Raw genomic sequence first — 25,512 nt, 5'->3', positions numbered from 1 at the left:
CGATCTCAGAGACCGACGAGGTCCTTGCCCTTGAGGCCGAGCATCCGGCGAGCGTCGGCGGGCGTCGCGATCTCCAGATCGAGATCTTCGATGATGGCGCGAATTTTGGTCACCTGCTGGGCGTTGGATTCGGCCAGAACGCCCCGCGAGATGTAGAGGCTGTCTTCGAGGCCGACGCGCACATGCCCCTGGCGCGCGGCAGCGTGGGCCGCAAAGGGCATCTGATGCCGGCCGGCCGCCAGGACCGACCACTCGTAGGCGTCGCCGAAGAGCCGATCGGCCGTCTCCTTCATGAAGACCAGATTCTGCCATTCGGCCCCGATGCCGCCCAGGATGCCGAAGATCGTCTGCACCAGGAACGGTGGTTCGATGATCTTGCGATCCAGGAAGTGGGCCAGGTTGTAGAGATGGCCGACGTCGTAGCATTCGTGCTCGAAGCGGGTGCCATGGTCCTTGCCGAGCTTCTCGACGATGCCTTCGATGTCCTGGAAGGTGTTGCGGAAAATGCCGTTCTTCGTGCTTCGCAGATAGGCCTGCTCCCAATCGTGCTGCCAGTCGATGGCTCTTTCGGCCAACGGATGAATGGCGAAATTCGTCGAGCCCATGTTGAGCGAGCACATTTCGGGCTTGAAGCGCAGGGGGCCTTTCAGGCGCTCTTCGATCGTCATCTGGAGCCCGCCGCCGGTGGTCAGGTTGATGATCGCATCGCTCGCCTCGTGGATCTTCGGCAGGAACTGGGCAAAGATCTCGGGGTCGGAGGCCGGTGCGCCGGTCTGCGGATCGCGGGCGTGAAGGTGCAGGATCGCGGCTCCAGCCTGCGCCGCCTCGATGGCCGACTTCGCGATCGCGTCCGGTGTGACAGGCAGATACGGCGACATCGACGGTGTGTGGATGCCGCCGGTGATCGCGCAGCTGATGATGACCTTCTTGGCACACATTACGGCCGATCCTTCGTGTCGGAGGTTTTCGCGGCGAGCACGGCCTGCAGGCGGATGTCCCGTTCTTTCGCCAGTTCACGGATTTTGCGGTCTCCGTAGGCACGCTCGACCGCGTCGGTGACTCGGGCCTGCAGCGGGGCGTCGGGCTGCGGCGTGCCGAGATCGTTCCACAGTTTTTCCTGCATGGGCGCGAACATGTCCCAAAAGCCCTGCATACCCCTGTCGCCGCCGGCCAGCCGATAGGTCAACAGCGGCCCCATCAGCGCCCAACGCGTCCCGGGTCCTTCGCTGATGGCGCGGTCGATGTCCTCGGCCGAGGCGACGCCGCTGTCGAGGAGGTGAATGGCTTCCCGGAAGATCGCGGCCTGCATGCGGTTCGCGATGTGACCGTAGATCTCCTTCCGGAGCCGAACCGGCACTTTGCCGATGCGCCTGTAGAACCGTTCCGCGCTCGCGAGAAAGGCGTCCTCGGTCTTCTCGCCACCGACCACCTCGACCAGCGGAACGAGGTGGGGCGGGTTGAACGGATGGCCCAGGACCACGCGCTCGGGGCGCGCGCAGGCGCGTTGCATGTCGGTGACGGAAAGCGCCGAGGAACTCGACGCGATGACGACGTTCGGCCGTGTCGCCGCGTCGATGCGCCGGATCAGGTCGACTTTGAGTTCCAGCCGTTCGGCCGCGTTCTCCTGGACGAAATCCGCGTTCCGGCAGGCCTCCGCCGGATCGATCGTGAAATGCAGTTCGCCGCGTTTGCCACCCTTCGCCAAGGCATCGGGGAGGGATGGCCACAGCCGGTTCACCGTGTCTCGCAATCGCGCTTCGGCGCCGTTGCGAATATCGCTGGCGATCACATTCAGGCCGTGCGCCAGGATGAGGCAGGCCCAGCTGGCGCCGATGATCCCGGTCCCGACGATCGCGACGGTTCCGACCTCGACCTCTTCCGGCTCCCCTGCCCCGCTCATCTCCCGCTCGAGTCCACGAGCACCGCCATCAGGAGGGCGTCCTCGGTCCCTCGGTTGACCCATGCATGGTTGGTTCCCCGCTGGACCACCACGTCGAACGGCTTCAGATCTCGCTCTTCCTTGTCGAGAACCAGCGTGATCTCACCCGACAGCAACATGATGTAGTCGGTCGTGTCCGTCGTATGCATGCCCTCATGGCGAGAGGTGTCCGGCTGGATATCTGCGCCGTTCATCGCGGTGAACCATTCGCGCGCCTCCTTCTGGCGCTCGTCCCAGGTCAGATGATCGTTCAGGCTGTCGGGCGCGATCTGGAAGAACCGGAAAACCGTGCCGCCCTTCGGCGGCAGGACCCCGACGGACTTCGTCGCCATGTCGACCGGTGTCTTGTGATCGTGAGGCCCGGCCTCGGTGACCCACAATTCGGTCAGCACCGTGATGACATGCTTGGCGATGCCGTCGGTCATGACCTCGGATTTGCCGTTCTCGTCGTTCTGCGTGACGATCCGCCGGACTTGCTTCAGCATGGTTGCCTCCCTTGGCTCCTTAAAAAATCACTTCTCGCGCAGTCCGATGACCGCTCCGAGGATGACGGCCCCGAAGATCACGTTTCGGACCGCGATCGGAATCAACATGCCCTGCAGCGCCATCGACAGCGCGGTCATGAGCAGCGCGCCGCCGAACATGCCGAGATAGGTGCCGCGCCCGCCGGTCATCGCGGTCCCGCCGATGACGACCACGGCGATGGAGGGCAGCAGGTATGGCGTTCCCATGTCGATGAAGGCCTGCCCGCTGAAGCCGGTCAGCAGGATGCCGACGAGCGCAGCGCAGGCGGCACTCAAGGCGTAGGCTGCAATCTGCGTCCTTGCGATGGAGACCCCTGAAAAATACGCCATCACCGGATTGCTGCCGACGGCGTAGAGCCGCCGCGCGAACGGCGTTCGGGCGAGGAGCAGGCTGGCCCCCGCCACGAAGACCAGCAGGGCCGGAACGACCGGGGTGAGGCCCGCGATCTTCCCGGTCATCAGCCAGCTGATCCAGGCCGGAGCCGCGCCGCGGGGCGTGCCGCCCGTCGCCACCAGTGTCACGCCCGCGAGGATGCCGTCCACCGCCAGGGTCATGATGAGCGGATGCACGCCGATGACGCCGATGCCGAACCCGCTCGCGGCGCCGATCACGGCAGCCAGGGCGATCACGGCGAGCGGCGCAAAACCGCCCATGCCGCCAATCGTCCACTCGCCGAGCATGACGCCCGAAAAGGTGATCATCGCTGGGACGGACAGATCCAGCCCGCCGCCGATCACGACGCTGCCCTGGCCGAGAGCCAGAACGGCGAGGAAGGTTGTCAGCACGAACAGCGAATTGAAGTAGCTCGCCCCCGACAATCGGCCCTCGAAGAGGGTCAGGGTCGCGGCCAGCACCACCAGCAGGCTGACATAGACCGGCAGGCTGCTGCGCAAGGCCCTCCGATGTCGTGTCATCCAGCGGAGCACTGCGTTCGACGGCAGGGAATCGTCCGGACGCGGCAAGGGCAGATCGTCATGCCGCCGTCGCACATGTGGCTTGGCGGACTTGGAGCGACGCCTGAACCAGAGGCGGAGCCCCGCCACGGCCTCGACGATGCGCTCGCGCGAACCGGCGAGAACGGCGAGGATCAGGAGGCAGCCTTCGACCACCGTCGCGTAGAAGGTCGGGACGTTGAAGACCAGAAGCAGGTTCACCACGAGCATCAGCGTCAGCGCGCCGAACACCGCGCCGAGGCAGCCGCCGCGGCCGCCGGTAAAGGGCGTGCCGCCCAGCACCACTGCGACGAAGACCGGCAGCAGCATCGGCGGACCGACGGTCGGATCGCCGGAGCCGGTCTGGGCGGTCAGGAACATCCCTGCCAGACCGTAGACGGCTCCTGCGATCACATAGGCGATCAGCCGGGTCAGATCGACGCGCACGCCCTTGGCGAGCGCCGCTTCGTCACTGCTGCCGATCGCGTATAGGTTGGTACCGAACGGACTGGCCTTGAGCGCGAACCAGCCGAAAAGGACCACCACGACGAGCACGGCCGGCATCGGCAGAAGGCCTGACACCGCATCGGACAGGAAGAAGCCGGAAAAGCTCGCCGGCACCATCCCGCCCGGCTGGTCGAGGATCATCAAGGTGATGCCCTCGACGATGAACATGCTGGCCAGGGTGACGATGATCGAGGGCAGCCGGAAAACGGCGACGAAGATGCCGTTGAACAGCCCGACGAGGGCGCCGGCCGCGATCCCGAGCAAGGCCCACAGCACCATCGAGCCCAGGCTGTCGCCCATGTTCACGGCGATCAGGCAGTTCGACAGGGAGATGACCGAGCCGACCGACAGGTCGAGCCCCCGCGAAATCACGACGATCGTCGCTCCGATCGCGGCAATGGCGAGGGTCGCCGTGCTCGCGAAGGTGCTGCTGACGTCGTAGTAGCTGAAGCCGGAGGCGAGGTTCGCCTGCAGCAGGATGAAGACCGCCGCAAGGGTCGCGAGGGCCACCAGCAATCCCTGGCTGCGCGCCAGGGAACGGGCCAGTTCGCGCGAAGTGGTGATGGTGGCGGTCATGCGGTCACTCTCTCGGCGTCCTGCGCCGCGGCGCCCATCATCAGGGCCCCGATGCCTGCTTCGGTGGCGTCGGCATGCGGCACGGCGCCGATGACCCGGCCCTCGTAGATCACCAGGATGCGGTCACAGAGCCCGATCAGTTCGGACACCTCGGTCGAGTGGAAAAGGATGCCGCCGCCTCCTTCCGCATAGCGACGGAGGAGCGCGTAGATCTCGTGCTTGGTGCCGATGTCGACGCCGCGCGTCGGGTCGAACACCAGCAGGCAGCGGCACTGCGTCATCAGCCACTTGCCGAGGACGATCTTCTGCTGGTTGCCGCCGCTGAACTCCGCCGGGGTCTGATGAAGGGCCCGGGGATGCAGATTGACGGACGCGAAGGAGCGATCGACCGCGCGCCGTTCGCGCCCGTTCCGCAGGATGCCGAATGTGGAGAAATCGCCGACGATCGGCAGCGTCGCGTTTTCGACGCCGGAACGGTTCATCGCCAGCCCCTGGATCTTCCGATCTTCCGGAACGAGGGCGATGCCAGCGGCGATCGCGTCGGCTGGCGCGCCGAAATGGGCTTCCTTGCCATCGACCACGATCCGCCCGGCGCGCAGCCGTTCGGCCCCGAACAGAGCGTTGAACAGGTCGAGCTGCCCCATCCCCTGGAGGCCGGCGACGCCGACGATCTCGCCGGCCGCCACCGACATCGTCAGGCCGCGCATCTTGCGCCCGGCGGCGATGTCCACCGCTTCGAGAAGCGGGTTCGCACGAGCCTTCGCCTTCGGGACGGCTCGTGGCGGGAAGCTGACGTCGACGGACCGCCCCATGATGTGGCGGAAGACCTCGTCGTCGGAGATCTCACCGACGCCGAAACTTCCCACATGGGCACCGTTGCGCAGGATCGACATGGCCGAGCACAGATCGTGCACCTCGCTCATGCGATGGGTGACAAGGATGATCGTCGTAGCTGTGGCCGTCAGAGCCGCGATCCGGCGTCCCAGCCAGTCGACGTCGGCGCGCGACAGCGCGGCCGTCGGTTCATCCAGGACGAGAATGCGCGGACGCCTCGAGATCGCCCTCGCGATCTCGACCTTTTGGCGTTGCGACAGATCGAGTTCGCTGACCAGCGCGCGCGGGTCGATATCGGCGATCTCGAGGTCATCCTGCAGCGTCCGGACGCGCTCGCTCGCACGCTTCCTGTCCACGAACATACCAAGCCGGAGCGGCAGATCGGGCATGAGGAGATTGTCCGCGACGCTCAGGTCGGGCACCAGCGGAATTTCCTGGAAGGCGGTCTCGATACCGGCCGCGCTCGAAGCGGCACGACCGGCGAGGTCGAGGTCTTGTCCGAACAGCGTGATCGAGCCGCCGTCGGGCTTCACCAGCCCGCTCAGGATCTTAACCAGCGTCGACTTGCCGGCGCCGTTTTCGCCCAGAAGCGCATGGACCGCGCCCTCGGCGACGGTCATCGAGGCGTCCGAGAGGGCAACCGTCGGTCCGTAGGATTTTCTCACGCCCGTTAGGCGCATGGCGTCGGACATGCTTGACTCGCACGATGGGAGACCGGGCGGCCGGCCGTGGGCCGGCCACCCGCTCGGAAGATCGGATTACTCAGGCTGGCCCACGAGGGCGGCCTGGAAGCCGATTTCGGGCGTCTCGGCATTTGCGATGTTGGCGAACCAGCCGGAGGGCACCAGCGCGGGATCGAAGGTGTTGCAGCCGGCTTCCAGCTCGTCGAAGGAGCCTTCCTTGCACAATTTTACCGTGTCCGAAGTGACGGCCTGGAGCGGCATCTTGGTCGTCTTTTCGACGGTCTTGCCGGCCAGGACATCGAGCGCCAGCTTAAGCGCCACGGCTCCCGCACCCGGATGACTTTCCAGCGAAATGCCCTTTGCCCCCATCGGCGCATAGGTACCGGAGGCGCCTTCGATCGCCCCTTCCGGCAGCATCATGACGCGCATGCCGTTGGTGCCTTCGGCACCGCAGGGCACGAGGTCCTTGTCGCCCGCCTCGATCTGAAGGGACCAGGATTGCACACAGGCCGTGGCGCCCCAGACGCCGTCGATCGAATCCCAGCTGGTCGTGGCGAGGACTTCCGTCAGGGCTTTGCGCGCAACCGCCTGCGACCACATGCCGTTCGGCTCGGCGACGATCTCGATGTCGGGATATTTCGCGAAGACCGCTCGCGCCGCGGCGTTGCGATCGGTGTCGACCGACGTCCCCGGCACGCCGGTCATGAAGATCAGGTTGCCCTTGTGGTCCATTTGCTCGGCGACCCATTCGGCGCTCTGCGTGGCAAGCTCCACCTGGTCGGTGACGACATTGTACGCACACGGCTCGGTGACGGAGCTGTCATAGGCGAAGACCAGGACGCCCCTGTCGCAGGCGTTCTTGATGGCCGGGTTCAGCGCGGTGGGCGAGATCGGATAGACGATGATCGCATCGGCGCCGGCTTGCACCATGGCGTTGATCTGCTGGATCTGCTTCTGGGCGACCGGCCCGGCCACCTGGATCTGCAGATCCACCGCGTCCGAATGGGCGCGCGCCATGGCCGAGACCATGTTCTGGGCCTCGGCCTGCCAGTCGTTGCCGACATAGCTCATGCTCAGGAATATCTTGTACGGCTTTGCGTCGGCCGCAGATGCGGCTCCGGCGGCAAGCGGGGCAAGCAAAGCTGCGCCCGCCAAGAGACTGCGGATCTGTTCCGTTCTCATTGGTTGTTCCTCCCAAACGACGCCTCCAAACGTCTTCCCGAAAGATGCCGGAACAAGTTTCGATGAGAAGGTTTTCAGAGGACATTTTGGGGGTTATTAGAGGACATTGCAGCGTCTACGCATCGCACACCGACACCGGGACGAAGCCATGTACGCCCCCTACAAACTCTATGCGCTGCTGGAATCTGCGAAGGGTTTCGGCCTGACATCGGCGCAGATTCTGCATCGGCTTCCCTTCACCGAGCGAAGCCTCCAGGAAGAGAGTCTGGACAGCTCCGTCGAGCACTATCTGACCGCCTGCGAAAACGTCATCCGCCTGTGCGACGACCCGGCGCTACCGTTGCAGGTCGGCCAATCCCTGCACCTTTCCGCCTATGGTCTCTACGGCTTCGCGCTGCTCTGCGGGCCATCCGTTCGCGCGAGTTTCGAGTTTGCCGTGCGCTATCACCGCCTCGCCACCCCGTTGTTCGAAATCGCGTTCGACCTCGAGGACGACAAATTCGTCTGGAAGTTTCCAGACGAACATTTGGTCCCCTACGAGCCGCGGGTGCACCGGTTCCTGCTGTTCCAGCAGCTTGCGCAGCATGTCACTCATGTTCGCGACATTACTCGTGCGGATCGAAAGCCGATCACGGTCGAAGTCGCGACGAAAGCCACGGTCCGCCCCGAGCTTCTGGAGCAGCTCTTCGATTGTCCGGTTCAATTCTCCATGCCTGCCACGAGGCTCGTCTACGACATGTCGATCGTCGACGAGCGTCCGCCGTTGATGAACCCGATCAGTCACACCACTCTCAGGGAAAGCTGCGCGCGGATGCTGGAAGATCTGCGGGCCGTCGAAGGGGTCTCCGGCCGGGTCTTCCGGGTCGTCATGGAAACGCCCGTGCCGTTTCCCTCGATGGACGAGGTCGCCGCCAAACTGTCGGTGACGAGCCGGACCTTGCGCCGCAAATTGATGGCGGAACAGCGCACATATTCGGAAATCCTCGATGAGGTGCGCAATGCGCTGGCACGCAAGTATCTCCGAGCGAACACCTTTACGGTGGAGGACATCGCCAGTCTCTTGGGCTTCTCCGACGCCGCCAGTTTCAGAACTTCCTTCAAGCGCTGGAACGGCATGAGCCCAAGCGAATATCGAAACAGCACTTGAGGACCAATGGCGTCGGCATGACCACTCAGGTACTGACCGACCCTTTTGCCGGAAGACCCGATCGCGTCGACTTTTCCCCTGGTGCATCGTTCGAGCGGGACGCCGCAGCACGGCTGCGTCGCTCGCTCGACTGGCTGGTGCGGTAGGTCGCGCCGCTCACCGCGGCGATCCGGAATCCGTAACCCTCGAGGCTCGAGGCGCAGGCGCTCGTTGATCAGCCTCTGTCTTGCGAATCTGGGCCGTCGCCGTAGTCAGGTTCCGCAGAACATCTGACTGACCCGTTCGTGAGGCTCCGGCGGACTCGCATAGCGGGCGAACTCCGGATGATCCTCATAAGGCCTCGCAAGAACTGCCACGAGTTCATCGAAAGGACCGAGGTCGTCGCGCTCGACAGCTGCGTCAATCACCGCCTCGATCCGGTGGTTGCGGGGAATGAAGGCGGGATTGACCGTCCGCATGGCGCTGCGTCTGGCGACTGCGTCCTGCGGCTCGGCCTGTAATCGTTGCCGCCACCGCACGGCCCACTGCTCATAGGCGGCGGGATCGTCGAACAGAGCCCGAACCCCTTCGTCACCCTCCGGCCCTGCGGCGGCATCGCAAAGGCGTCGGAACGTCAGGGTGAAGTCGGCGCGGTTGTCCGCCATCGTCTTCAGGAGATCCCCGACCAGCGCCACGTCCTCGGCCAGCAGGCCGGAAAGGCCAATTTTCCATAACAGCCCGCCGTGATAGGCCGCCTCGAAGTGCGTCTCGAACGCAGCGAGCGCCTCCTCGGCCTGAAGGACCGCCTCCTCCTGGTTGTCCGCGATGAGCGGCAGCAGGGTTTCGGCCAGCCGCGTCAGGTTCCAATGCGCGATCCCTGGCTGCCGCCCATAGGCGTAGCGCCCCTGCCGGTCGATCGAACTGAAGACCGTCGCGGGATCGTAGCCATCCATGAAGGCACAGGGGCCGTAGTCGATGGTTTCGCCGGCGATCGACACGTTGTCGGTGTTCATCACGCCGTGAATGAAACCGACGAGCAGCCACTTCGCGACGAGTTCCGCCTGTCGGGCGACGACACGATTGAGGAGCTCGACATAAGGTCGGTCCGTCCGCGCCACCTCCGGATAGTGCCGCTGGATGACGTAGTTGGCGAGGATCCTGACGCCGTCGACATCCCTGCGCGCGGCCAAAAACTGAAACGTGCCGACGCGGACATGGCTGGACGCGACGCGGGCGAGCACTGCGCCGGGAAGCATCCGCTCGCGCGCCACCTCTTCACCGGTTGCAACGGCGGCGAGCGACCGGGTCGTCGGGATGCCGAGGGCGGCCATCGCTTCGCTGACGACATATTCGCGCAGGACCGGCCCGAGCGCCGCCCGGCCGTCGCCGCCCCGTGAAAATGGTGTCCGTCCAGAGCCCTTCAGCTGCAGGTCGCGCCGAGTCCCGTCCCTGTCGATGATCTCGCCGAGCAGGACCGCCCGGCCGTCGCCCAGTTGCGGAACGAACTGGCCGAACTGATGCCCCGCATAGGCCATCGCAATCGGCTCGGCCGCCTCCGGAACCTGCCTGCCCGCGAGCATCTTGACGCCGGCGGGACTGGAGAGCCATTGCGGATCGATGCCAAGATGACGGGCAAGCTCCGCATTCACCTGGATGAGCCTCGGCGCCCTGACGGAAGCCGGCGCAACGCGTGCATAAAAGCGCTCCGGCAGATGTGCGTAGGAATTGTCGAACGGAAGCTGATGGGTCAAAGCTTGAAATTGCCTCTGCAAAATGGTCCGGCTGAGATCGATTTTCGATCGACACGAGCCGAATCGGTTTGCGATCGGGCTCTCGGAGCGGTTCTCCACGCAAACCGACATTTGAGCGTCTTCATGCTCGAATATGTGGCGAGCCTGCCGCTTGTCACCGCGCCTTGTCGCTGAACGAGCTGCTCTTCCCCTTCGCTGAGTTTCGACCGGAGGTTCAGCGCTTCGGCCACCGCCAACGCGGAGCATCGACGCCCGGCGCGCCGATTTCCCCGAAGGATTTCTTGAGGTGTATCTCGGTCGCATCGCCCTCGCTGCGGATCGCGCGGATCAGCGGTTCGCTGTGGCTGGCGAGAATGACCTGCCCGTGGTCGGACGCCTGGACCACCAGCCGCGCGAGAGCATCCTGGTGCTTCACGACGATGCCGTGAGCGCGCTGAGCACCGAGCCGCTCAGCGGCCACATCCGGCTCGGGGTGACCGAGGACGTAACGAGCGGCGGCCTGTCATCCACGCTCGGCCGGTTACCCGCCTGCAACCCGCGATCCGGGTGCAGATCGGCGTTGTCCAGAGCCGGGTCATCAGCGATCGGCTCGATCGCGGTGAGCTCGATGTCGGCGTTCTTCAAGTTTTCGCCGATGAACGCCGAGCGGACGATGTGACGCTCGCGAGCGATGCGCTGCACTGGGTGAAGTCGCCCGATCTCGCGATCGATACGGGAAAGCCGATTCCGCTCCTGACATTCGACCAGGATTGCTTCTACCGAGACTGGGCGCTGCACGCCGAACCACCGCCGCCCTCCGGCTTCCAGATCGTCATGGAATGCGCGAGCATCGCCGGAATTATCTCTGCGGTCGGAGCTGGACTTGGCGTCACCCTCCTTAACGCACGCCATCTTCAGCCGGACATGGAGATCATCGCGAACGGCTTTCCGACACCGCCCGACATCGCCTATGTCGTACGCACCGGCCGCAGCGCGGACACGTCCGCGGTCAAGGCGCTCGCGAGGACCTTGACGAGCGACGCCGATTGGCATCGTCCGCCGTCACCGCGTTAGCCCAGCCCGATGCAGGGCCTTGGGAAAGCCGCGGCGAGTCGCGCCACTACCCCTATTCGAAGGCCCGCGCCTTTACAGGGATCGACTGCCCCCGAATGCGATCAACTGCTTCGCGGATGCCGGATATGAACGGGATTAAGCCGGATGCTCTCACGGATCGCAGTCCGCTTCTCGATCGTTGGGTGGACAAGCCCTCTGCCGGCATCGAGTGGTCAAAAAGCGACGCGGTCGCCGCCCTTGAGCTTGAGAGTGGCGCGCGCGTCGGCCGGAGTGGCGATTTCGAAGCCGAGACCCTCGATCAGATTGCGGATCTTGGTCACCTGCTCGGCATTGCTGGTCGCCAGCCGACCGGCACCGAGCCAGAGGGAGTCTTCTAGCCCGACGCGGACGTTACCGCCCATCGCGACCGCCATGGCGGCGATGCTCATCTGATTGCGGCCGGCACCGAGCACGGACCAGGAGAAATCGTTGCCGAACAGCCGGTCGGCGGTGCGCTTCATCGTCATCACGTCCTCCGGATGGCCACCGATGCCGCCGAGAATGCCGAACACGCTCTGGATGAAGAAGGGCGGGCGCACGAGGCCGCGATCGACGAAATGGGCAAGGGTATAGAGATGGCCGATGTCGTAGCACTCGATCTCGAAGCGCGTATCGTTGTCGGCGCAGGTGGTCAGGATCTGTTCGATGTCGGCGAAGGTGTTCTTGAAGATGCGCTCTTTGGAGCCTTCGAGATAGGGCCGCTCCCAGTCGTGCTGGAATTCCGTGTAGCGCTGCAGCATCGGGAACAGGCCGAAATTCATCGAGCCCATGTTGAGGGACGCCACTTCCGGCTTGAACGCCGCCACCGGCCGTAGCCGTTCCTCGACGGACATGGTCGGCGCACCGCCGGTGGTGATGTTGATGACGCAGTCGGATTTCTGCTTGATCACCTTGAGCATCGGCTCGAAGGCTTCGAGGCTCTGATCCGGCCGTCCGTCACGCGGGTCCCGGGCGTGGAGATGCACCACGGCGGCGCCCGCCTCCGCCGCCCCGATGGCGGCATCGACGATCTGTTCAGCCGTGATCGGCAGATGCGGCGACATCGACGGCGTATGGATCGAGCCGGTCACGGCACAGGTGATGATGACTTTATGTGCTGGCATGCGGTTCTCCTCCCAAACCTCGTGCTTGATTTCATTCCCACGGCAGACCCGTGGCGAGGGGCGCACCGGCCCAAATGTGTGGACGCCGGCCGCTGCCGTTCGCCTTTCTTCGAGGCACGGCCTGCTGGCCTGCTTCGCCCTTTCGATCAGGCGGCGAGGTTCAGAAGGCTGGCGGAATTGTCGCCGATCAGCGTCCTGATGTCCTTCGCCGAGAACTGCATGTCGAGCAGCATCCGCACGATCTGACGATAACCCTCGATGGGGCGGGGCGAGCCACGCAGGCCGAGGTCGGAACACAGGCAGGTATTCTCGACGCCGGCGACGTCGATGAGATGACGCAGGAATTCGCCGTCGTAGTTATTGCCCGAGCCCTGGACGAACATGGAGATCGAATGCTCCATCTTGACGCCCATGGCGACAAGGCCACGAATGTCCTCGTCGGAACAGCCGATCACATAGGTCGGATGATTGACGATCATCTTTGTCACGCCGCGGGCTTTGGCCTCTTCGAAGACCTTGAAGAGTTCGCTGACATGGAGATGGCCGCCGGCCAGGATGATGTCGCCCTCGGCGATCAGATCGAGCACCTGCTTGACCTCGTCTTTAACGGCGCCGGCATCGTCGAGCGCCCTCAGCGGGATCGGATCGAGCATCTTCTGGGCGGTCTTGGGAAAGTTCTTCGCCTCCGATTCCGCCTTGCGGATATGGTTGGCGGCCGAAAGGGTGGGCAGCCAGACGATCTTTGCGCCCATCTTGATGGCGTGATCGACGGCATGGGGGTTGAAGCCGCCACTGGCATTGTTCAGCGCGAGGCCGGAAAAGAGCTGCACGCCGAGGTCCGGATAGATCGTCTCGAGCAGCTTGGCGTGCGGCGTACCGAGATAGAAGTGATCCTTGTAGAGCAGCGCCCGGAAGCCTGCATCTTCCGCATCCTGCATCGCGTCGCGATGATCGAGGATCCGTGGCATGGCCGCCGGTCCGCTGTGGCAATGCAGGTCGACCGCACCATTCAACAGGGCGGCGACCTCCTCGTCGCGGGCCCCATCGCCGATGCAATCGCGCGCGTCACTGGTTTCAACCGTCGTGGACGTCATTGCGTTTCCTCCTCGTCAACGTCGCGCGAGCCCGTAAGGCTCGCCTATTTCTGCTCGTGGGTGGCTTTCGCGCCGGTTGTTTTGATCTCGCGAAAATCGGCCGCGACCTTGGCTGCCGCCTGGCGCATGAACCCCTGGTCGGAGGACACGATGAAGGCGCTGACGCCCAGCGGCCGGAAGGTCGCGGTCTCGGCGACCGAGCCGACCATCACGCAGACCGGCTTGCCGACGATTGCCGCCGCACTGGCGATCTTCTCGGTGGCGGCCCGAACCTGCGGGGCGTCGGGCGAAGGGGCGCCGAGCGCCACCGACAGGTCACCACGGCCGACGAAGAAGCCGTCCAACCCTTCGACAGCGACGATATCGTCGATCACGTCCAGCGCCTTGGGATCCTCGATCATCGCGATCACCGTCACCGAATCGTCCTGAGCCGCGACGTGATCCCACATCGACAGGCCACCGTAGTCCCCGGCCCGCGGGGAGTTGGAGAAGCCGCGCGCCCCGCCGCGATATCGGCAGGCGGAAACGATCGCATTGGCCTTGGCGACGCTAGAGACGTGCGGCACGAGGACGCCTGACGCGCCGTCGTCAAGGACGGCGAGAAGCTTCGCCGGTGTCGGCTCGGCCACCCGGACGATTCCTGCGGCTCCGGCAGCGCGCGCCGCCAGCAGACAATGATCGATCGTCACCCGGTCGAAGGGCGCATGTTCCTCGTCGATGACGACGAAATCGAAGCCGAGCAGGCCGAGGATCTCGATCGAATGGCTCGTCGGCGTCTTGACGAACGAACCGAGAAGCGGCTCGCGGTCGTTGAAACGGTGGCGAAAGGCGGCGGGCGGCACCATCGATTTGATCCCTTGAGCTTTTTTGTTGTATCGCTGTTCAGAACAATATATCTATGAATGGAACTTTACACTCCTTCGCGGCAAAACTGTCAAGGGCGGATCGGCCCACGAGTGGTGGCCGGGACCGGAACGTCACTGCGGCTGCGCTGCAGGCGCGGATGGTGCGAAGGCGAATTGACGAGGAGATGCTAGAAATGCCCCGAATCGAAGGCAAAGCCGGAGACGGCGTCCAGGCAGTCCAGCTAACGCTCGGCATCATCGAGCACCTTGCCAAGGAGCGGCAGGCGGTGGGGGTGACGACGCTCGCCCAGGCGCTCGGAACCACCAAGAGCCGTGTCCACCGCCATCTCCAGACGCTGGTTCAGCAGGGCTATATCGTTCAGCCGAAAGATTCGGATCGCTACGAGAGCGGCCCGCGACTGGTCGCTCTCGGCCGCGCCGTGAGCGACCATCTCGATCTCGCGCACATTGCCGGCGATCCGTTGCTCGAGCTGCGCGACGCGCTCGGCCATTCCGCGGTCATCTCGCAGATCACGCCCGACGGCATGCGGGTGCTGACGACGATGCCGGGCCGTTCCGCGATCGAGATTGGGGTTCGCTCCGGCTCGATTCTCAATTTTCACTGCTCGGCGCAGGGGAAGGTTGCGCTGGCCTATGCGTCCCCTGAATTCCAGGCTCGCGTCCTGCGTGGCAAGCTCGAGGTCTTCACGCCCTTCACCATCATCAGCCCGGCAGTGCTGACGGCGGAGCTCGAAACGATCCGCGCCCGGGGCTGGGCGACGGCGCCCAACGAAATCGGCATCGGCCTCAACACGCTCGCCGCGCCGGTGTTCGATGCGGCAGGCTCCATCTGCGGGGCGGTCGGCATCGTCGATATGGTTCAGTTCATCGCCGGAGAGCCGTCCGAGGACCAGCGGGTGCGGACGATCGCCGCGGCCAGGCGGGTTTCCAGAGCGCTCGGATACGAGGCGCTCTGAGCAGCTTCGCCATCGGGTGGGCTCCCCGTGACGACCGAACCGGTCTTGACAACAAGAGAGGCGTCGGTATCCTCAAATTCAGAACACTGTTTTGAACAGAAGAACCATAGACGTTTCGGCTTAGGGTGTTCAGGGAGGAACATATGTCTAGACGACGCATGCTGGCGGCCGTCGCCGTCGCGGCCGTGGTCACCGCCGGTCAAGCGCGGGCTGAGGACGGCTTCAAGATCGGATCCTCCGTCGGTCTGACGGGATATGCCGCCGTGATCGACCATGCCTGGCAGGACGGGCTCGCGATCGCGGCAGAAGCACTCAACGCCAAGGGCGGCCTGCTGGGCAAGAAGATCACCGTCATCTTCGAGGACAATCATTCGCAGCCGCAGGACGCGATGGTCGGCTACCGCAAGATGATCTCGAGCGACGAGGTCAATCTGTTCGACAGCGGCTGTGTATCGGCCGGCAATTTCGCCGCCGCCGCCTTCGTCGCGAGGGCGGAGTTGCCGATGTATCTGTGCTCCATCCTGCCGAAGCGTGAGCAGGAACAGGCCTGGGCCTTCAGTTTCCTGGCCCCGCCGCGCTTCGAGATGGAATCGCGCTACCGGTACCTCCGGGATAAGACCGACATCCGCAAGATCGGCATTCTCTACGACCCCACCCCCTATGCCCTGATGATGAAGGATCTCGGCGTCGAAATCGCCCAGAGCTTCGGGATCGAGGTCGTGGCGCAGGAGACATACAAGCCGGACGACGCGGACATGACCGTGCAGATCGGACGCGTCAAGGCGGCCGGGGGCGGCGCCATCGTGAAGATCGGTCAGGGCGGCTCGACCGTGACCGCCGCCAAGAACATCAAGCAGCTCGGTCTTGAGGATATGTTGCTGATGTCCAGCAACGACGATGGCGCGATCTTCCAGCAGGCGGGGCAGATCCTCGGCGACCGCTTCCTCTTCGTCGCCCCGCCGGTGCAGCTTCCCAACGAATTGAAAGAAGGGCCCGCCAAGGATTCCGTCGAGGCCTTCCTCAAATACTGGAAGCCGAAATATCCCGACCGCGACCCGGCCAACAGTGCCCGCGCCTGGGATTCGATGATGGTGCTCGCCAAGGCGGTCGCAATCGCCCAGTCGACGGAGGGAGCGGCGATCCGCGACGCGACCGAAAAGGTCCCGACCTATGTGGGCGCCTATGCGACCTTCAGCTTCTCGCCCAACCAGCACGTCGGCATTACAGAAAATCCGTTTCTCATTGGAGAATACGCCGACGGAGAACTGGTGCTCGCCAAATGACGGCGGTCTCTGCCGCGACGGCTGATGTCCCGCTTCTCGAAGCAAAGGACATCTCCGCCAGCTACGGCCATGTGCATGCGCTGAAGCCGACCAGCCTGCACGTCGCCGAAGGCGAACTGGTGACGATCCTCGGCCCCAACGGCGCCGGCAAGACCACGCTGATGCGGGCATTGACCCGCCTGACGCCCAGTCGCGGCAACGTCTTCTTCAGAGGCCGGGATGTCAGCCGCCTGTCGACCAACAGGCTGGCGCGCTGCGGCATTGTCATGGTTCAGGAGGGTCGGGGGCTGTTCTCGCAAATGACCGTCCGGGAGAACCTGGTGGTCGGCGGCTATCTGCATCCCGGCGACATCGACACACATTTGCAGGCGGTGTTCGAACTCTTCCCCCGACTCAAGGAGCGCCTGGACCAGCTCGCCGGCACGCTCTCCGGCGGGGAGCAGCAGATGCTCGCCATCGGGCGGGCGCTCATGGCCAAGCCGCAATTGCTAATGCTCGACGAGCCTTCGCTCGGCCTGGCGCCGCGCGTGGCGAGCGAGATTCTCGGCACGCTGCGTGAGCTCAACCGCCGCGGGATCGGCATCCTTCTCGTCGAGCAGAAGGCTCCGCTGGCGCTGAAGCTCGCCCAGCGCGTCTATGTCATTTCGCTCGGCAGGATCGTCGTGGAACTCAAAACAGACGAGATCGAATCTCATCATGACCTCGCACGCTATTACCTCCACTGAGCCGACCTCCGTCGGTTGGCGCTCCGCGCTGCCCATCGCGGCCGTGGCGGTCGTCGCCGCATACGGCCTGATGTCGAGCGACTATGTCGTGACGGTCCTCGGCTTTGCCTTCATCTACGCAATCTTCTGCACCGGCCTGAATTTCTTCATGGGCTATACGGGCCAGGCATCGTTCGGCCAGAGCGCATTCGCGGCGATCGGCGGTTATGGCAGCGCGATCCTTTGCACCGACTATGGCTGGGAGCCGTTGCTTGCGCTGATCGCCACCATGGCGATCTCCGGCGTGGTGGCGGCGGTCGTCGGTTATCCGACATTGCGTCTGCGCGGCCACTATCTCGCCATGGCGACGTTCGCCCTCGGGCTGATCGCCTATGAGATCACCATCGAGTGGACGAGCCTCACTCAGGGCTACATGGGCTATGCCGGCATTCCGCCGCTCGGCCTTGGCGGCTTCGAGCTGGCGACCCTGAAGCAGCAGTTCATTGCGATCGTGGTCATGGCGCTGATCGGCGTCGGCGTCGCCAGCCGCTTGAGGCAGTCCCGCTTCGGCCGAGCGCTGGCCTCGATCGCCGGCAGCGAGCTCGCCGCCCGCGCCCTCGGCGTCGATATCGCCCGCTACAAGCTTGTCGCCTTCGTCATCGCCGCTCTTTACGCGTCGGCGGCAGGCTCCCTGTTTGCGCATTTCGTCGGCTTCATCAGCCCCGAAATCTACGGCACCTCGATGGTCATCCAGAGTTTTGCGATGCTCTATCTCGGCGGCATCGGGACCACCTGGGGTCCGATGCTCGGTGCCGTCATCGTCTCCGTCCTGCCCGAGGCGCTGCGCGGCCTGAAGGAGATGCAGGACATTGCCTACACTGCGATCCTGATCTTCATCCTGATCTTCGCGCCGCGCGGCTTGGCCGGGCTGACGGTCCTGTTCAGGCGGGCTCGCAGGCCGGCTTTGGGGAAGGCGTGATCATGGCCCTTCTTTCGGTTCGCGAGGCGACCAAGCGGTTCGGCGGGCTGCTGGCCAACGAAGCGATTTCCTTCGATGTCGAAGAAGGCGAACTTCTGGCCGTGATCGGCCCCAACGGGGCCGGCAAGACAACGCTCTTCAATGTCATATCGGGCGCCTATCCGCCCACCTCCGGCTCGATCCATTTCGATGGCCGGGACATCACCGGAGCCTCGCCACACGGCGTGGCCCATGCCGGCCTGGTGCGAACCTACCAACTCGTCCAGCTGTTCAAGAACCTGACGGTCGCCGAGAATGTCGAGATCGGCAGCCACCGGGTGACGCGTGGCGGGGTGTTTTCCGCCCTCTTTCGTCCGCACTGGATGCAGCAACAGGAGAAAAGCGTCAGCGTCGGCGCTCGCGAGCTGTTGCGTTTCGTCGGGCTGGAAGCCCAGGCCGACGACCCGGCGGACACGCTGCCCTACGGTCGCCAGCGCCTGCTCGAGGTGGCGCGCGCCCTTGCCGCCCGACCGCGGCTGCTGTTGCTCGACGAGCCGGCGGCCGGCCTCAACACGCAGGAAACCGAAGCGCTCGCCGAGGTGATCAGCCGCATCCATCTCGGCGGCACAACCGTCATCCTCATCGAACACGACATGAGCCTCGTCATGAAGATCGCCCAGCGCATCGTCGTACTCGATTTCGGAAAGAAGATCGCCGAGGGAGCGCCGGACGAGATCAAGTCCCACCCCGACGTCATCGCGGCTTATCTGGGTGGGACGGAGATTCTGGATGCCTAGCCTCGTCGAATTCCTGCAGAGCATCGTCAACGGTATCGGCCTCGGCCTGATCTATGGCCTCGTCGGCATCGGCTTTTGCGTCATCTACAATGCCAGCGGCATCGTCAACTTCGCCCAGGGAGTGTTCGTGATGCTGGGCGGCATGGTCTGCCAGGTGCTGCTCGCCGAGCTTGGCCTGCCGATCTGGCTCGCAATCATGGTGACCATTCCGCTGGTGGCGCTTTCCGGCATGGTGATGGAATTCGCCATCGTGCGGCCGATGATGCATCGGGGCGCTACGCTGTTCGCCATCATCCTCGCCACCCTCGCGGCACAGATCATGATCGAGCGGATCACTCTCATCACTTTCGGGGACCGGCCGCGGACCTTCAGCGAGTTCACGAGTGGCGGACCGTTCAAGATCGGCGGCGTGGCGATCGGCTACCAGCTCTTCTGGATCCTTGGCTGCGGGGCGCTGTTGGTCTTCCTGCTCTGGCTGTTCTTCACCCGCACGCGCGTCGGCAGGGCCCTGCGCGCCTGCTCGCAGAACAGCGAAGCAGCCCAGCTTCTCGGAGTTCCGGTGTCGCAGATGATGCTCGTCGCTTTCGCGCTCAGCGCCGCGCTCGGCGCGATCGCCGGCATCCTGGTCACCCCGACCCAGTACACCGCCTACAATGTCGGCACGCCCTTCGGGGTCAACGGCTTCATCGCGGCGATCATCGGCGGCTTCGGCCGCGCCGGTGGGGCGCTCGCGGGCGGCTTGCTGCTGGGTGTCCTGCAGGCGCTGGCGATCGTGGCGCTCGGCGCGGGCTTCAAGAACGTCGCCGCGCTCAGCGCCCTTCTGGTCGTACTGCTGTTGTTTCCCAATGGGCTCTTCGCCGGCTTCGGCAGTGCCGCAAGGTCGCAATGAGACGGCGCCCGGCACCATGCAAACAATAGGAGGAATTGTCGATGTATGACACGACTGATCCCCGCGCCTCGCTCGCCAGCGCCAAGAGCGGGCCGGCGGCGACGGAATTTGCGGCGGCCGACTATCTGAAATTCTACGAGACCGCGCCCCAGGCGGACGATGCCGAGGGCAAGACATGGATCGGGCGCGGGCAGAATTTCATCGTCGCTTATACCGATGCCGAGCCGGGCGGCCGTTTCAGCCGCGATGGTCAGATCGACGAATACTGCGTGCTTCTGCCGGACGCCAAATCGTCCGCAACCATAACCGTGCAGGGGCAGACGGAGGCGGTTCCGGGCTACTCGATCGTCTTCGTTCCACCTGGTGACAGCGAGGTGGTGATGCCTGAGGGCGGACGCCTCGTCCGGCTGTTCAGCAGTTGCTCGGCGGATCTCGCCGCAGCCTGCGAAAATGCCGGGTCTTATCGCGAGCCGCATCCGAACATTCCGCCTTTCGAGCCATGGCCCGAGCCGAGAGGCGGCTTCCGGCTGCGCCGCTATTCGCTCGACGTTCCGCCCGAACCCGGCCGTTTCGGCCGGATCTGGCGCTGCACGACGCTGATGGTCAACATGCTGCCGCAGGAAGACGGTCCGCGCGACGTCACCAAGCTGTCGCCGCATCATCACGACGACTTCGAGCAGTGCTCGCTGGTCCTGGAGGGCACCTTCATCCATCACATCCGCTGGCCCTGGACGCCGAGGCTCGACGTGTGGCGGCAGGACGAGCATGAGAAATGCGGGGCGCCTTCGATCACCGTCATTCCGCCTCCTGCGATCCACACCTCCCGGGGCATCGAGCCGGGCGTCCATCAGCTGGTCGACATCTTTTCTCCGCCAAGGAGAGATTTCTCCGAAAAGGAGGGCTGGGTGCTGAACGCCGACGATTATCCGATGCCGCCTGCGGCCGAACAATGAGCCCGACATCCAGCCTGAAGGGTAAGGTCGTGCTCGTGACCGGTGGATCGCGAGGCATCGGCGCGGCCATCTCGCGCCGGTTCGCGTCGCTGGAAAGCTGCGTTTCGATCGTCTACCGCGCCGACGAGACAGCGGCAGCGCAACTCTCGCGCGATCTCGCCGGACCCGATGGACGATGTATAGCCGTCAGGGGCGACGTCGCCCAGCCGGACGACGTCGCGGTCGCGGTCGCGGTGACGGTTGAAAGGTTCGGCGCAATCGACGTCCTGGTCAACTGCGCCGCGATCGGTCCCTATCGGCCGCTCGGCCAGATGGATGCTGCCTTCATCCGGCCGATCCTCGAGACCAACGTCATGGGGACGGTGCTGATGATAGAGGCCGCACTGCCGCACATCTCGAACGGCGGCCGTATCATCAACTTTGCCTCGGCGCTCGCCTTTCGCCCGATCCCGACGAGTTCGATCTATTCCGCCTCGAAGGCGGCGGTCGTGACGCTCACCCACGCCTTCAGCAAGGAACTCGGGTCGCGGGAAATCACCGTCAATGCCATTGCCCCCGGCGTGATCGAGACGGACATGACCTCGAACATCCTGGCGGAGCGAGGAACGCAAATCCAGGCGATGACGCCGCTTAACCGTATCGGCCAGCCGGACGACATAGCCGGCATTGTCAGCTTTCTCGCATCGACGGAAGCTGGATGGATCACCGGCCGAACCATCATCGCCGACGGCGGCGTCACCTAAGTGCCCAAAGGCGATGGTCGTGACACTGTCCGGCGACCGTCACGTCGAGATCCGCTTGCGTCCGTCAGAGGCCTCGAACGACGAGCAGACCGAGGCATTTGCGTCCTATGAGCGGATCGTTCGGCCCTTCGTCGTGGCGAACCAGGCGCTGGCAACGAAGGCGGGCGGCTCGCTCCCCTGCCTCGGACCCAACAGGAGCTGGACGCACGCAATCGGACCTTGAAGACCATCGCGCCACATAGGACGCGACAGGCTCTCGGGGACGAGCCCCGGAAGGTGCACGCCATGCTGCAGCTTCCCGATTATTCCCGGTTCGGAAAACGTGCTTCTTGACGGAAGCCGCAGCTCCGAACGAGCCCAGTTGTGTCACGAGATCCCCAATCCACGCTTGCGACCAAAGCTCCAGTCGACGCCGCCATCGCGCCTGGCGACACCGGAGACGTGACGGCCGAGCTGCTTCTCGATTGATGGCGTCCAGGGCACGAGGCTGAAGCCGAGCCCGTCGTCGATCATGGCGAAGCGGCCGCTCGCGAGCGTGAGCCGGCGCTGACAGGTGCCGGTGACATATTCGCCGGTGTGCGGTTTGACCTGCGGCCGTCCGGTTTCGGCGGTGATGCGCTGGGCGGCGGCATCGAGCTCGTGACGCCGTAGCGTGTCGATTAGGTCGGGCTGAAAGCTGACGCCCCGCTTCTGACGTTCGGCTAGGCCTTGGCCGATAAGATGTTCGGCCCGACGATTCATGGCATCGCGCACCTCGGCGCCGAAGCCGCCGCCCAGCGCGGCCGGCTCGCGGGCGATGTTCTGGCGGTCGAGCCAAGTGGCGCCGGTCGCGGTGACTTGGGCGGAGATGTCGAGGTCGGAGCGCACCGCGATCGCCACGCGGCGCTGGCCCCGCGCGTCGTGGAATTTCCGAAGCTCCACGATCGAGCCCGGCGCGCTGTCGCCCGCCGCGTCGAGGTCGGGCAGATTGACGTGGTGGGTGCGGCCGTCGATGCCGTCGACGACGGCGAAGGCGGTGCCCTTCAGTTCGTCGTCGAGGCCGCGGGCGACCAGGCGGCCGATGACCGGATCGTTGAGGCTTTCGGACGCGAGCACATAGCTCGCGGCGCCTCGCTCGATGCCACGCTCGGTGAGGCCGCGATGGATGCGCTTGATGATGTCGCCGCGCTCGCCCAACTCCCGAAGCGTCGTTTCGGCGCGATCGGAGAGCGTCCACTGGTGGGGAGCAATCTGCTGCGCAAGATCAAGGCTCTCCAGCTTGCGCAGCCGTCCGATCTTCAGCACGTCGAATTCGTTGGGCCGACGGTCGGGGCGAGGCGCCGCGTCGATGATGCCGGCCCGATAGGCCTCCCGCACGAGTTGGCGATCGAGATCCGTCCAGCGCTCGGTATCGATCTGACGTTCGAGGGTCTGCCGGATGTCGTGGTCGGTGCGCGGCCCCAGTTCCTGGGTGATGAGATCGCGCGCCCGGTCGCGCATGCCTTCCTTGATGTAATCGCGGGCGATGACGAGGTTCTCGCCGTCGTCGCGCACGCCGCGCACGATCAGATGGACGTGCGGATGCTCGGTGTTCCAGTGATCGGCGGCGATGTGAGAACGAGCGACGTTGAGTGTCCGCGCCACGGCGCTCACCGTGAACCGTCCGTCGCATCGCTCCAGGACAGCAAGGGCAAGGTCCGTTTTTTTGGGCGGGCGACGTCGAGCGCCTCTTTGAGGATCTCGTTCTCCATCGTCTTGCGATCGAGCAGGCGCTCGAGGTCACGGACCCGCTTCTCCAACTCGCGGACGCGGGACGTGCCAACGACATCCTCGTCGGCCTGGACGGCAGCATGCCCGCCCTCCAGCATCCGGCGCTTCCAGGCGAAGAGTTGCGAGGGTGAGACGCCAGCCTGACGCGCCACGAAGGACACGCTCATGCCCGGCTGCATCGCCTCTTCGACCAGGCGGACCTTCTCGGCCGTCGACCAGCGCCGCCGGCGTTGCACGGAGGTGATCACTTCGACCTGCGAAAACGGGCCATCAGTAGCTTTCGACATAGTCGTACTCATAGGCGGATACCTATGCCTTATCGGCTATGCCACCTGTCCGGTCAAAACGGGGTGCGCTCCAGATAGTCGTCGCTCCGAGCGCGGCGCGGATCGGCTTCATCGACTTCCTCACCGCGTCGAGAAAGGCCGCGCTGGCGTTCTCCATCAGGTGCCATCGGTCCGCGACCTGAACCACTTCCGGCAGGGCGAGCGCCGCTGCCTCGCCATAGCCGCCGCCATCGCGAGAGACGATCCGGATCTCCCCGGTGATCGGCCAGCCATGCCGCAACGGTGGCAATTTCCCGGTCCGGCAGCAGCTTGACGATCTGCCGTCGCTCGAGGTCACAGACAATCGAGCCATAACGGTGGTTCCGGCGGAACGCGAAGTCGTCGATGCCGACTGCCGTCAACAGGTCAGTTTGTTGCCTTGCCCGGCGCCGGACGACACGGAGCAGCGTGTCGTTGCTGACTGGCATCATCAAACGCCTGGCGAAGCTGGCGGCCGGGCGGCCGCCGATGGGCAGGCCAAGGTGATGGACGATGCACTCCATCCGGCCGGTGCGCCGGCCCCGCTCGGCGACGATGTCATCGCCAACGTCACACCGAAACCGGCGCGTGATCAACCGCAACCGAACTGGCCTTCCCGCCGACGGAAGGTCCGCCACACGCCGAACGTACCAACTGTGTACCCGGCGTGCAGGCGATGCGCAGGAGGGACACGCCGCCTGCCTCTTTCGAGCGGATGCGGTCACGACAAGGATGTCGTCACAGGCCTCGAACTGCTCGACCGTAAGCCCGGCCGGAATGAGCGAAGACAGCGAAATGACAGTGGGCATTGCGGCGACCTCCTTCAGAAATCGCCAGTCCGCTCCTCAACTGCATCAGTTGTGAGTCAGCCCCCCCTTGGACGCCGATAAGGGGTCCCGTTCCGACGCGGTTTGACATCCGAACGAGCGATCCCACTAGGCATCAGTTCATGGCGACGCATGGCATTCTCCTTTCAGAGAGAGTGAATCAGATCGTGCCGCTCAGATGAACCCGTTTATGGGGACGCTCCCTAAAAGAGGGCGTTCGCAAAAATCGTCCTGAGAAGATCCAGTTCTCTCTCCGTTGGCGGGCTACCTTGCTCAATGGCCCAGAGTCGCTGCGCTGGAATGCCAGTGCCGACAGAGATCGCGTCGATCGAATATCCTACGCTGATGCGCGCGCGCTTGAGCACATGCACAGGCTGCGTCCCGCCTAGCGGGAAGATGTCCTTCATCTCGCTCATGCTGGGGGTGCTCTCAGGCAACGTTCAGCAGCGTAACGACGATTTCGGGCAGCTCAGCCGTTCCAGTGAGGTCGAACAGTTCGAGGAGGTCGCAACAGAAGGCGAGTTCCGACGCCTCGTCGACCGAGATCTCATGGATCTCAAGGGCCTGGACGATTTCATGCGGCGGCATTTCGGGCTGACTCCAAATGTGGCCAGCCTTCCTACACCGCCAGAATCTGAACGTCATCTATCCATTAGATAGACGGATGACTATCCCCGTGACTGATCATGTCGGCCTGCGTTTCGCGCCGCAGATGTTTCTCTCATGTTTTAATATCAATTAAATCTCTTGCCGATCTATAAGAGAAGGATTTTGCAATAAAGTAATATCTATCAAAATAACATTGCCAGGGATGGAGCATGTTGTGGGTAATACATTGTTGCGGCTGAAGTTTATTGTTTTCCTACCAGTGGTTGGGCTGCTGATCGTCATCGGTGCTCTCGTCGCTTTCACGATCCAATGGGCCGCTACCCAGACGGATGCCGAAGCCGGGCGACGAGAGACCGCCCTCGTTCAACAGCTGATCGAGCAGCGGATCGCGCAGATCACGAAGTGTCCTCTTAATCTTCTTTCCATGCTATTTTTGGGAAGGAGGACCGAACCATGGGACCGTCACCATCAAGGAAGTCCGCAGGGCCGCGTGATGCGGCCACCAAGGTTGCGCATCATCGCCTGAGTG

General features: G+C 64.2%; 26 protein-coding genes and 2 pseudogenes. 12 read left to right on the top strand and 16 right to left on the bottom strand.

Features of this window, described 5'->3' with window-relative positions; genetic code table 11:
* Positions 1 to 5: 5 nt before the first annotated feature.
* From kce (GTK09_RS23180) to GTK09_RS23155, 6 genes are all read right to left on the bottom strand, one after another.
* Positions 6 to 938: a 3,5-dioxohexanoate:acetyl-CoA acetone transferase gene (kce, locus tag GTK09_RS23180; RefSeq protein WP_163465786.1), complete on the bottom strand. Its 933-nt coding sequence runs from the start codon at positions 936 to 938 to the stop codon at positions 6 to 8.
* Complete coding sequence (locus GTK09_RS23175) at positions 938 to 1,900, bottom strand: 3-hydroxyacyl-CoA dehydrogenase NAD-binding domain-containing protein (RefSeq protein WP_163465785.1); 963 nt, start codon at positions 1,898 to 1,900, stop codon at positions 938 to 940. Before GTK09_RS23175 ends, kce (GTK09_RS23180) begins: the two co-directional genes overlap by 1 nt.
* Entirely contained in the window at positions 1,897 to 2,424 is a 528-nt protein-coding gene (locus GTK09_RS23170) for a cupin domain-containing protein (protein WP_163465784.1), read from the bottom strand. Before GTK09_RS23170 ends, GTK09_RS23175 begins: the two co-directional genes overlap by 4 nt.
* A gap of 27 nt (positions 2,425 to 2,451) precedes the next feature.
* Positions 2,452 to 4,479 (bottom strand): ABC transporter permease subunit, encoded by a 2,028-nt coding sequence (locus tag GTK09_RS23165; protein WP_163465783.1) that lies wholly within the window; start codon positions 4,477 to 4,479, stop codon positions 2,452 to 2,454.
* On the bottom strand, positions 4,476 to 6,005 hold the full coding sequence (locus GTK09_RS23160) for a sugar ABC transporter ATP-binding protein (RefSeq protein WP_163465782.1): 1,530 nt from the start codon (positions 6,003 to 6,005) through the stop codon (positions 4,476 to 4,478). The genes GTK09_RS23165 and GTK09_RS23160 overlap by 4 nt, the downstream gene beginning before the upstream one ends.
* A 66-nt stretch (positions 6,006 to 6,071) precedes the next feature.
* Positions 6,072 to 7,178 (bottom strand): sugar ABC transporter substrate-binding protein, encoded by a 1,107-nt coding sequence (locus GTK09_RS23155; RefSeq protein ID WP_163465781.1) that lies wholly within the window; start codon positions 7,176 to 7,178, stop codon positions 6,072 to 6,074.
* Positions 7,179 to 7,326: 148 nt separating this feature from the next.
* Here GTK09_RS23155 and GTK09_RS23150 point away from each other — a divergent pair, with 148 nt between their 5' ends.
* Positions 7,327 to 8,325, top strand: coding sequence for an AraC family transcriptional regulator (locus GTK09_RS23150; RefSeq protein WP_163465780.1), 999 nt, complete (start codon positions 7,327 to 7,329; stop codon positions 8,323 to 8,325).
* Between the two features lie 17 nt (positions 8,326 to 8,342).
* Positions 8,343 to 8,471 carry a hypothetical protein gene (locus tag GTK09_RS27880; RefSeq protein WP_281353505.1) on the top strand — a complete coding sequence of 43 codons (129 nt, stop codon included), beginning with the start codon at positions 8,343 to 8,345 and terminating at the stop codon, positions 8,469 to 8,471.
* Between the two features lie 105 nt (positions 8,472 to 8,576).
* On the opposite strand, the gene GTK09_RS23145 is transcribed toward GTK09_RS27880, so the two are convergent.
* The 3 genes from GTK09_RS23145 to GTK09_RS28065 form a co-directional block, all read right to left on the bottom strand.
* Entirely contained in the window at positions 8,577 to 10,055 is a 1,479-nt protein-coding gene (locus GTK09_RS23145) for a protein adenylyltransferase SelO (RefSeq protein ID WP_163465779.1), read from the bottom strand.
* A gap of 214 nt (positions 10,056 to 10,269) precedes the next feature.
* Positions 10,270 to 10,515 (bottom strand): hypothetical protein, encoded by a 246-nt coding sequence (locus GTK09_RS23140; RefSeq protein WP_163465778.1) that lies wholly within the window; start codon positions 10,513 to 10,515, stop codon positions 10,270 to 10,272.
* Positions 10,467 to 10,736: a hypothetical protein gene (locus GTK09_RS28065; protein WP_312869948.1), complete on the bottom strand. Its 270-nt coding sequence runs from the start codon at positions 10,734 to 10,736 to the stop codon at positions 10,467 to 10,469. The genes GTK09_RS23140 and GTK09_RS28065 overlap by 49 nt, the downstream gene beginning before the upstream one ends.
* Here GTK09_RS28065 and GTK09_RS23135 point away from each other — a divergent pair.
* Positions 10,632 to 11,108 (top strand): LysR substrate-binding domain-containing protein, encoded by a 477-nt coding sequence (locus GTK09_RS23135; RefSeq protein WP_312869947.1) that lies wholly within the window; start codon positions 10,632 to 10,634, stop codon positions 11,106 to 11,108. The two genes, GTK09_RS28065 and GTK09_RS23135, sit on opposite strands and share 105 nt — an antisense overlap.
* A gap of 212 nt (positions 11,109 to 11,320) precedes the next feature.
* On the opposite strand, the gene kce (GTK09_RS23130) is transcribed toward GTK09_RS23135, so the two are convergent.
* From kce (GTK09_RS23130) to GTK09_RS23120, 3 genes are all read right to left on the bottom strand, one after another.
* The gene (gene kce / locus GTK09_RS23130; protein WP_163465776.1) at positions 11,321 to 12,250 is read right to left on the bottom strand and encodes a 3,5-dioxohexanoate:acetyl-CoA acetone transferase; all 930 of its coding nucleotides are present in this window, start codon (positions 12,248 to 12,250) and stop codon (positions 11,321 to 11,323) included.
* Positions 12,251 to 12,396: 146 nt separating this feature from the next.
* Positions 12,397 to 13,344, bottom strand: coding sequence for a DUF6282 family protein (locus GTK09_RS23125; RefSeq protein ID WP_163465775.1), 948 nt, complete (start codon positions 13,342 to 13,344; stop codon positions 12,397 to 12,399).
* Positions 13,345 to 13,388: 44 nt separating this feature from the next.
* On the bottom strand, positions 13,389 to 14,189 hold the full coding sequence (locus tag GTK09_RS23120; RefSeq protein WP_163465774.1) for an HpcH/HpaI aldolase family protein: 801 nt from the start codon (positions 14,187 to 14,189) through the stop codon (positions 13,389 to 13,391).
* Positions 14,190 to 14,383: 194 nt separating this feature from the next.
* Here GTK09_RS23120 and GTK09_RS23115 point away from each other — a divergent pair, with 194 nt between their 5' ends.
* The 8 genes from GTK09_RS23115 to GTK09_RS23080 all read left to right on the top strand — a co-directional run bounded on the left by GTK09_RS23115 (position 14,384) and on the right by GTK09_RS23080 (position 21,493).
* Positions 14,384 to 15,166, top strand: coding sequence for an IclR family transcriptional regulator (locus tag GTK09_RS23115; protein ID WP_163465773.1), 783 nt, complete (start codon positions 14,384 to 14,386; stop codon positions 15,164 to 15,166).
* A 143-nt stretch (positions 15,167 to 15,309) separates the two neighbouring features.
* Positions 15,310 to 16,449, top strand: a complete 1,140-nt coding sequence (locus GTK09_RS23110; RefSeq protein WP_163465772.1) for an ABC transporter substrate-binding protein — start codon at positions 15,310 to 15,312, stop codon at positions 16,447 to 16,449.
* A 71-nt stretch (positions 16,450 to 16,520) separates the two neighbouring features.
* A complete protein-coding gene (locus tag GTK09_RS23105) occupies positions 16,521 to 17,174 on the top strand; it encodes an ABC transporter ATP-binding protein (protein ID WP_312869945.1) in 654 nt (217 codons plus the stop codon).
* The gene (locus tag GTK09_RS23100) at positions 17,146 to 18,132 is read left to right on the top strand and encodes a branched-chain amino acid ABC transporter permease (protein WP_163465770.1); all 987 of its coding nucleotides are present in this window, start codon (positions 17,146 to 17,148) and stop codon (positions 18,130 to 18,132) included. Before GTK09_RS23105 ends, GTK09_RS23100 begins: the two co-directional genes overlap by 29 nt.
* Before the next feature lie 2 nt (positions 18,133 to 18,134).
* Positions 18,135 to 18,908 carry an ABC transporter ATP-binding protein gene (locus tag GTK09_RS23095; RefSeq protein ID WP_163465769.1) on the top strand — a complete coding sequence of 258 codons (774 nt, stop codon included), beginning with the start codon at positions 18,135 to 18,137 and terminating at the stop codon, positions 18,906 to 18,908.
* The gene (locus tag GTK09_RS23090) at positions 18,901 to 19,797 is read left to right on the top strand and encodes a branched-chain amino acid ABC transporter permease (protein ID WP_163465768.1); all 897 of its coding nucleotides are present in this window, start codon (positions 18,901 to 18,903) and stop codon (positions 19,795 to 19,797) included. The genes GTK09_RS23095 and GTK09_RS23090 overlap by 8 nt, the downstream gene beginning before the upstream one ends.
* A gap of 41 nt (positions 19,798 to 19,838) precedes the next feature.
* Entirely contained in the window at positions 19,839 to 20,750 is a 912-nt protein-coding gene (locus GTK09_RS23085) for a cupin domain-containing protein (RefSeq protein ID WP_163465767.1), read from the top strand.
* Positions 20,747 to 21,493, top strand: a complete 747-nt coding sequence (locus GTK09_RS23080) for an SDR family NAD(P)-dependent oxidoreductase (RefSeq protein WP_163465766.1) — start codon at positions 20,747 to 20,749, stop codon at positions 21,491 to 21,493. Before GTK09_RS23085 ends, GTK09_RS23080 begins: the two co-directional genes overlap by 4 nt.
* A gap of 366 nt (positions 21,494 to 21,859) precedes the next feature.
* Here the strand turns inward: GTK09_RS23080 and GTK09_RS23075 are convergent.
* From GTK09_RS23075 to GTK09_RS23060, 4 genes and pseudogenes are all read right to left on the bottom strand, one after another.
* Positions 21,860 to 23,541, bottom strand: a pseudogene (locus GTK09_RS23075) (DUF3363 domain-containing protein).
* A 61-nt stretch (positions 23,542 to 23,602) separates the two neighbouring features.
* Positions 23,603 to 24,356 (bottom strand): annotated as a pseudogene (locus GTK09_RS23070) (ISL3 family transposase); the annotation flags it as partial.
* A gap of 221 nt (positions 24,357 to 24,577) precedes the next feature.
* A complete protein-coding gene (locus GTK09_RS23065) occupies positions 24,578 to 24,790 on the bottom strand; it encodes a helix-turn-helix domain-containing protein (protein ID WP_163465765.1) in 213 nt (70 codons plus the stop codon).
* A 13-nt stretch (positions 24,791 to 24,803) separates the two neighbouring features.
* Positions 24,804 to 24,962 (bottom strand): hypothetical protein, encoded by a 159-nt coding sequence (locus GTK09_RS23060; RefSeq protein ID WP_163465764.1) that lies wholly within the window; start codon positions 24,960 to 24,962, stop codon positions 24,804 to 24,806.
* Between the two features lie 235 nt (positions 24,963 to 25,197).
* Between GTK09_RS23060 and GTK09_RS23055 the strand changes: the two genes are divergently transcribed.
* The gene (locus GTK09_RS23055; protein ID WP_163465763.1) at positions 25,198 to 25,509 is read left to right on the top strand and encodes a hypothetical protein; all 312 of its coding nucleotides are present in this window, start codon (positions 25,198 to 25,200) and stop codon (positions 25,507 to 25,509) included.
* Positions 25,510 to 25,512: the final 3 nt, after the last annotated feature.

Source organism: Jiella pacifica (assembly GCF_010500815.1).
Lineage (GTDB): Bacteria > Pseudomonadota > Alphaproteobacteria > Rhizobiales > Rhizobiaceae > Jiella > Jiella pacifica.
Note: the sequence above shows the minus strand (reverse complement) of the source record. Positions and strands in the feature narration are given on the sequence as shown.

Excerpts from the sequence above, each read along its gene's own strand:
- kce (WP_163465786.1), bottom strand. The coding sequence starts at position 938 with ATGTGTGCCAAGAAGGTCATCATCAGCTGCGCGATCACCGGCGGCATC.
- GTK09_RS23175 (WP_163465785.1), bottom strand. The coding sequence starts at position 1,900 with ATGAGCGGGGCAGGGGAGCCGGAAGAGGTCGAGGTCGGAACCGTCGCG.
- GTK09_RS23170 (WP_163465784.1), bottom strand. The coding sequence starts at position 2,424 with ATGCTGAAGCAAGTCCGGCGGATCGTCACGCAGAACGACGAGAACGGC.
- GTK09_RS23165 (WP_163465783.1), bottom strand. The coding sequence starts at position 4,479 with ATGACCGCCACCATCACCACTTCGCGCGAACTGGCCCGTTCCCTGGCG.
- GTK09_RS23160 (WP_163465782.1), bottom strand. The coding sequence starts at position 6,005 with ATGTCCGACGCCATGCGCCTAACGGGCGTGAGAAAATCCTACGGACCG.
- GTK09_RS23155 (WP_163465781.1), bottom strand. The coding sequence starts at position 7,178 with ATGAGAACGGAACAGATCCGCAGTCTCTTGGCGGGCGCAGCTTTGCTT.
- GTK09_RS23150 (WP_163465780.1), top strand. The coding sequence starts at position 7,327 with ATGTACGCCCCCTACAAACTCTATGCGCTGCTGGAATCTGCGAAGGGT.
- GTK09_RS27880 (WP_281353505.1), top strand. The coding sequence starts at position 8,343 with ATGACCACTCAGGTACTGACCGACCCTTTTGCCGGAAGACCCGATCGC.
- kce (WP_163465776.1), bottom strand. The coding sequence starts at position 12,250 with ATGCCAGCACATAAAGTCATCATCACCTGTGCCGTGACCGGCTCGATC.
- GTK09_RS23125 (WP_163465775.1), bottom strand. The coding sequence starts at position 13,344 with ATGACGTCCACGACGGTTGAAACCAGTGACGCGCGCGATTGCATCGGC.
- GTK09_RS23120 (WP_163465774.1), bottom strand. The coding sequence starts at position 14,189 with ATGGTGCCGCCCGCCGCCTTTCGCCACCGTTTCAACGACCGCGAGCCG.
- GTK09_RS23115 (WP_163465773.1), top strand. The coding sequence starts at position 14,384 with ATGCCCCGAATCGAAGGCAAAGCCGGAGACGGCGTCCAGGCAGTCCAG.
- GTK09_RS23110 (WP_163465772.1), top strand. The coding sequence starts at position 15,310 with ATGTCTAGACGACGCATGCTGGCGGCCGTCGCCGTCGCGGCCGTGGTC.
- GTK09_RS23100 (WP_163465770.1), top strand. The coding sequence starts at position 17,146 with ATGACCTCGCACGCTATTACCTCCACTGAGCCGACCTCCGTCGGTTGG.
- GTK09_RS23095 (WP_163465769.1), top strand. The coding sequence starts at position 18,135 with ATGGCCCTTCTTTCGGTTCGCGAGGCGACCAAGCGGTTCGGCGGGCTG.
- GTK09_RS23090 (WP_163465768.1), top strand. The coding sequence starts at position 18,901 with ATGCCTAGCCTCGTCGAATTCCTGCAGAGCATCGTCAACGGTATCGGC.
- GTK09_RS23085 (WP_163465767.1), top strand. The coding sequence starts at position 19,839 with ATGTATGACACGACTGATCCCCGCGCCTCGCTCGCCAGCGCCAAGAGC.
- GTK09_RS23080 (WP_163465766.1), top strand. The coding sequence starts at position 20,747 with ATGAGCCCGACATCCAGCCTGAAGGGTAAGGTCGTGCTCGTGACCGGT.
- GTK09_RS23065 (WP_163465765.1), bottom strand. The coding sequence starts at position 24,790 with ATGAGCGAGATGAAGGACATCTTCCCGCTAGGCGGGACGCAGCCTGTG.
- GTK09_RS23060 (WP_163465764.1), bottom strand. The coding sequence starts at position 24,962 with ATGCCGCCGCATGAAATCGTCCAGGCCCTTGAGATCCATGAGATCTCG.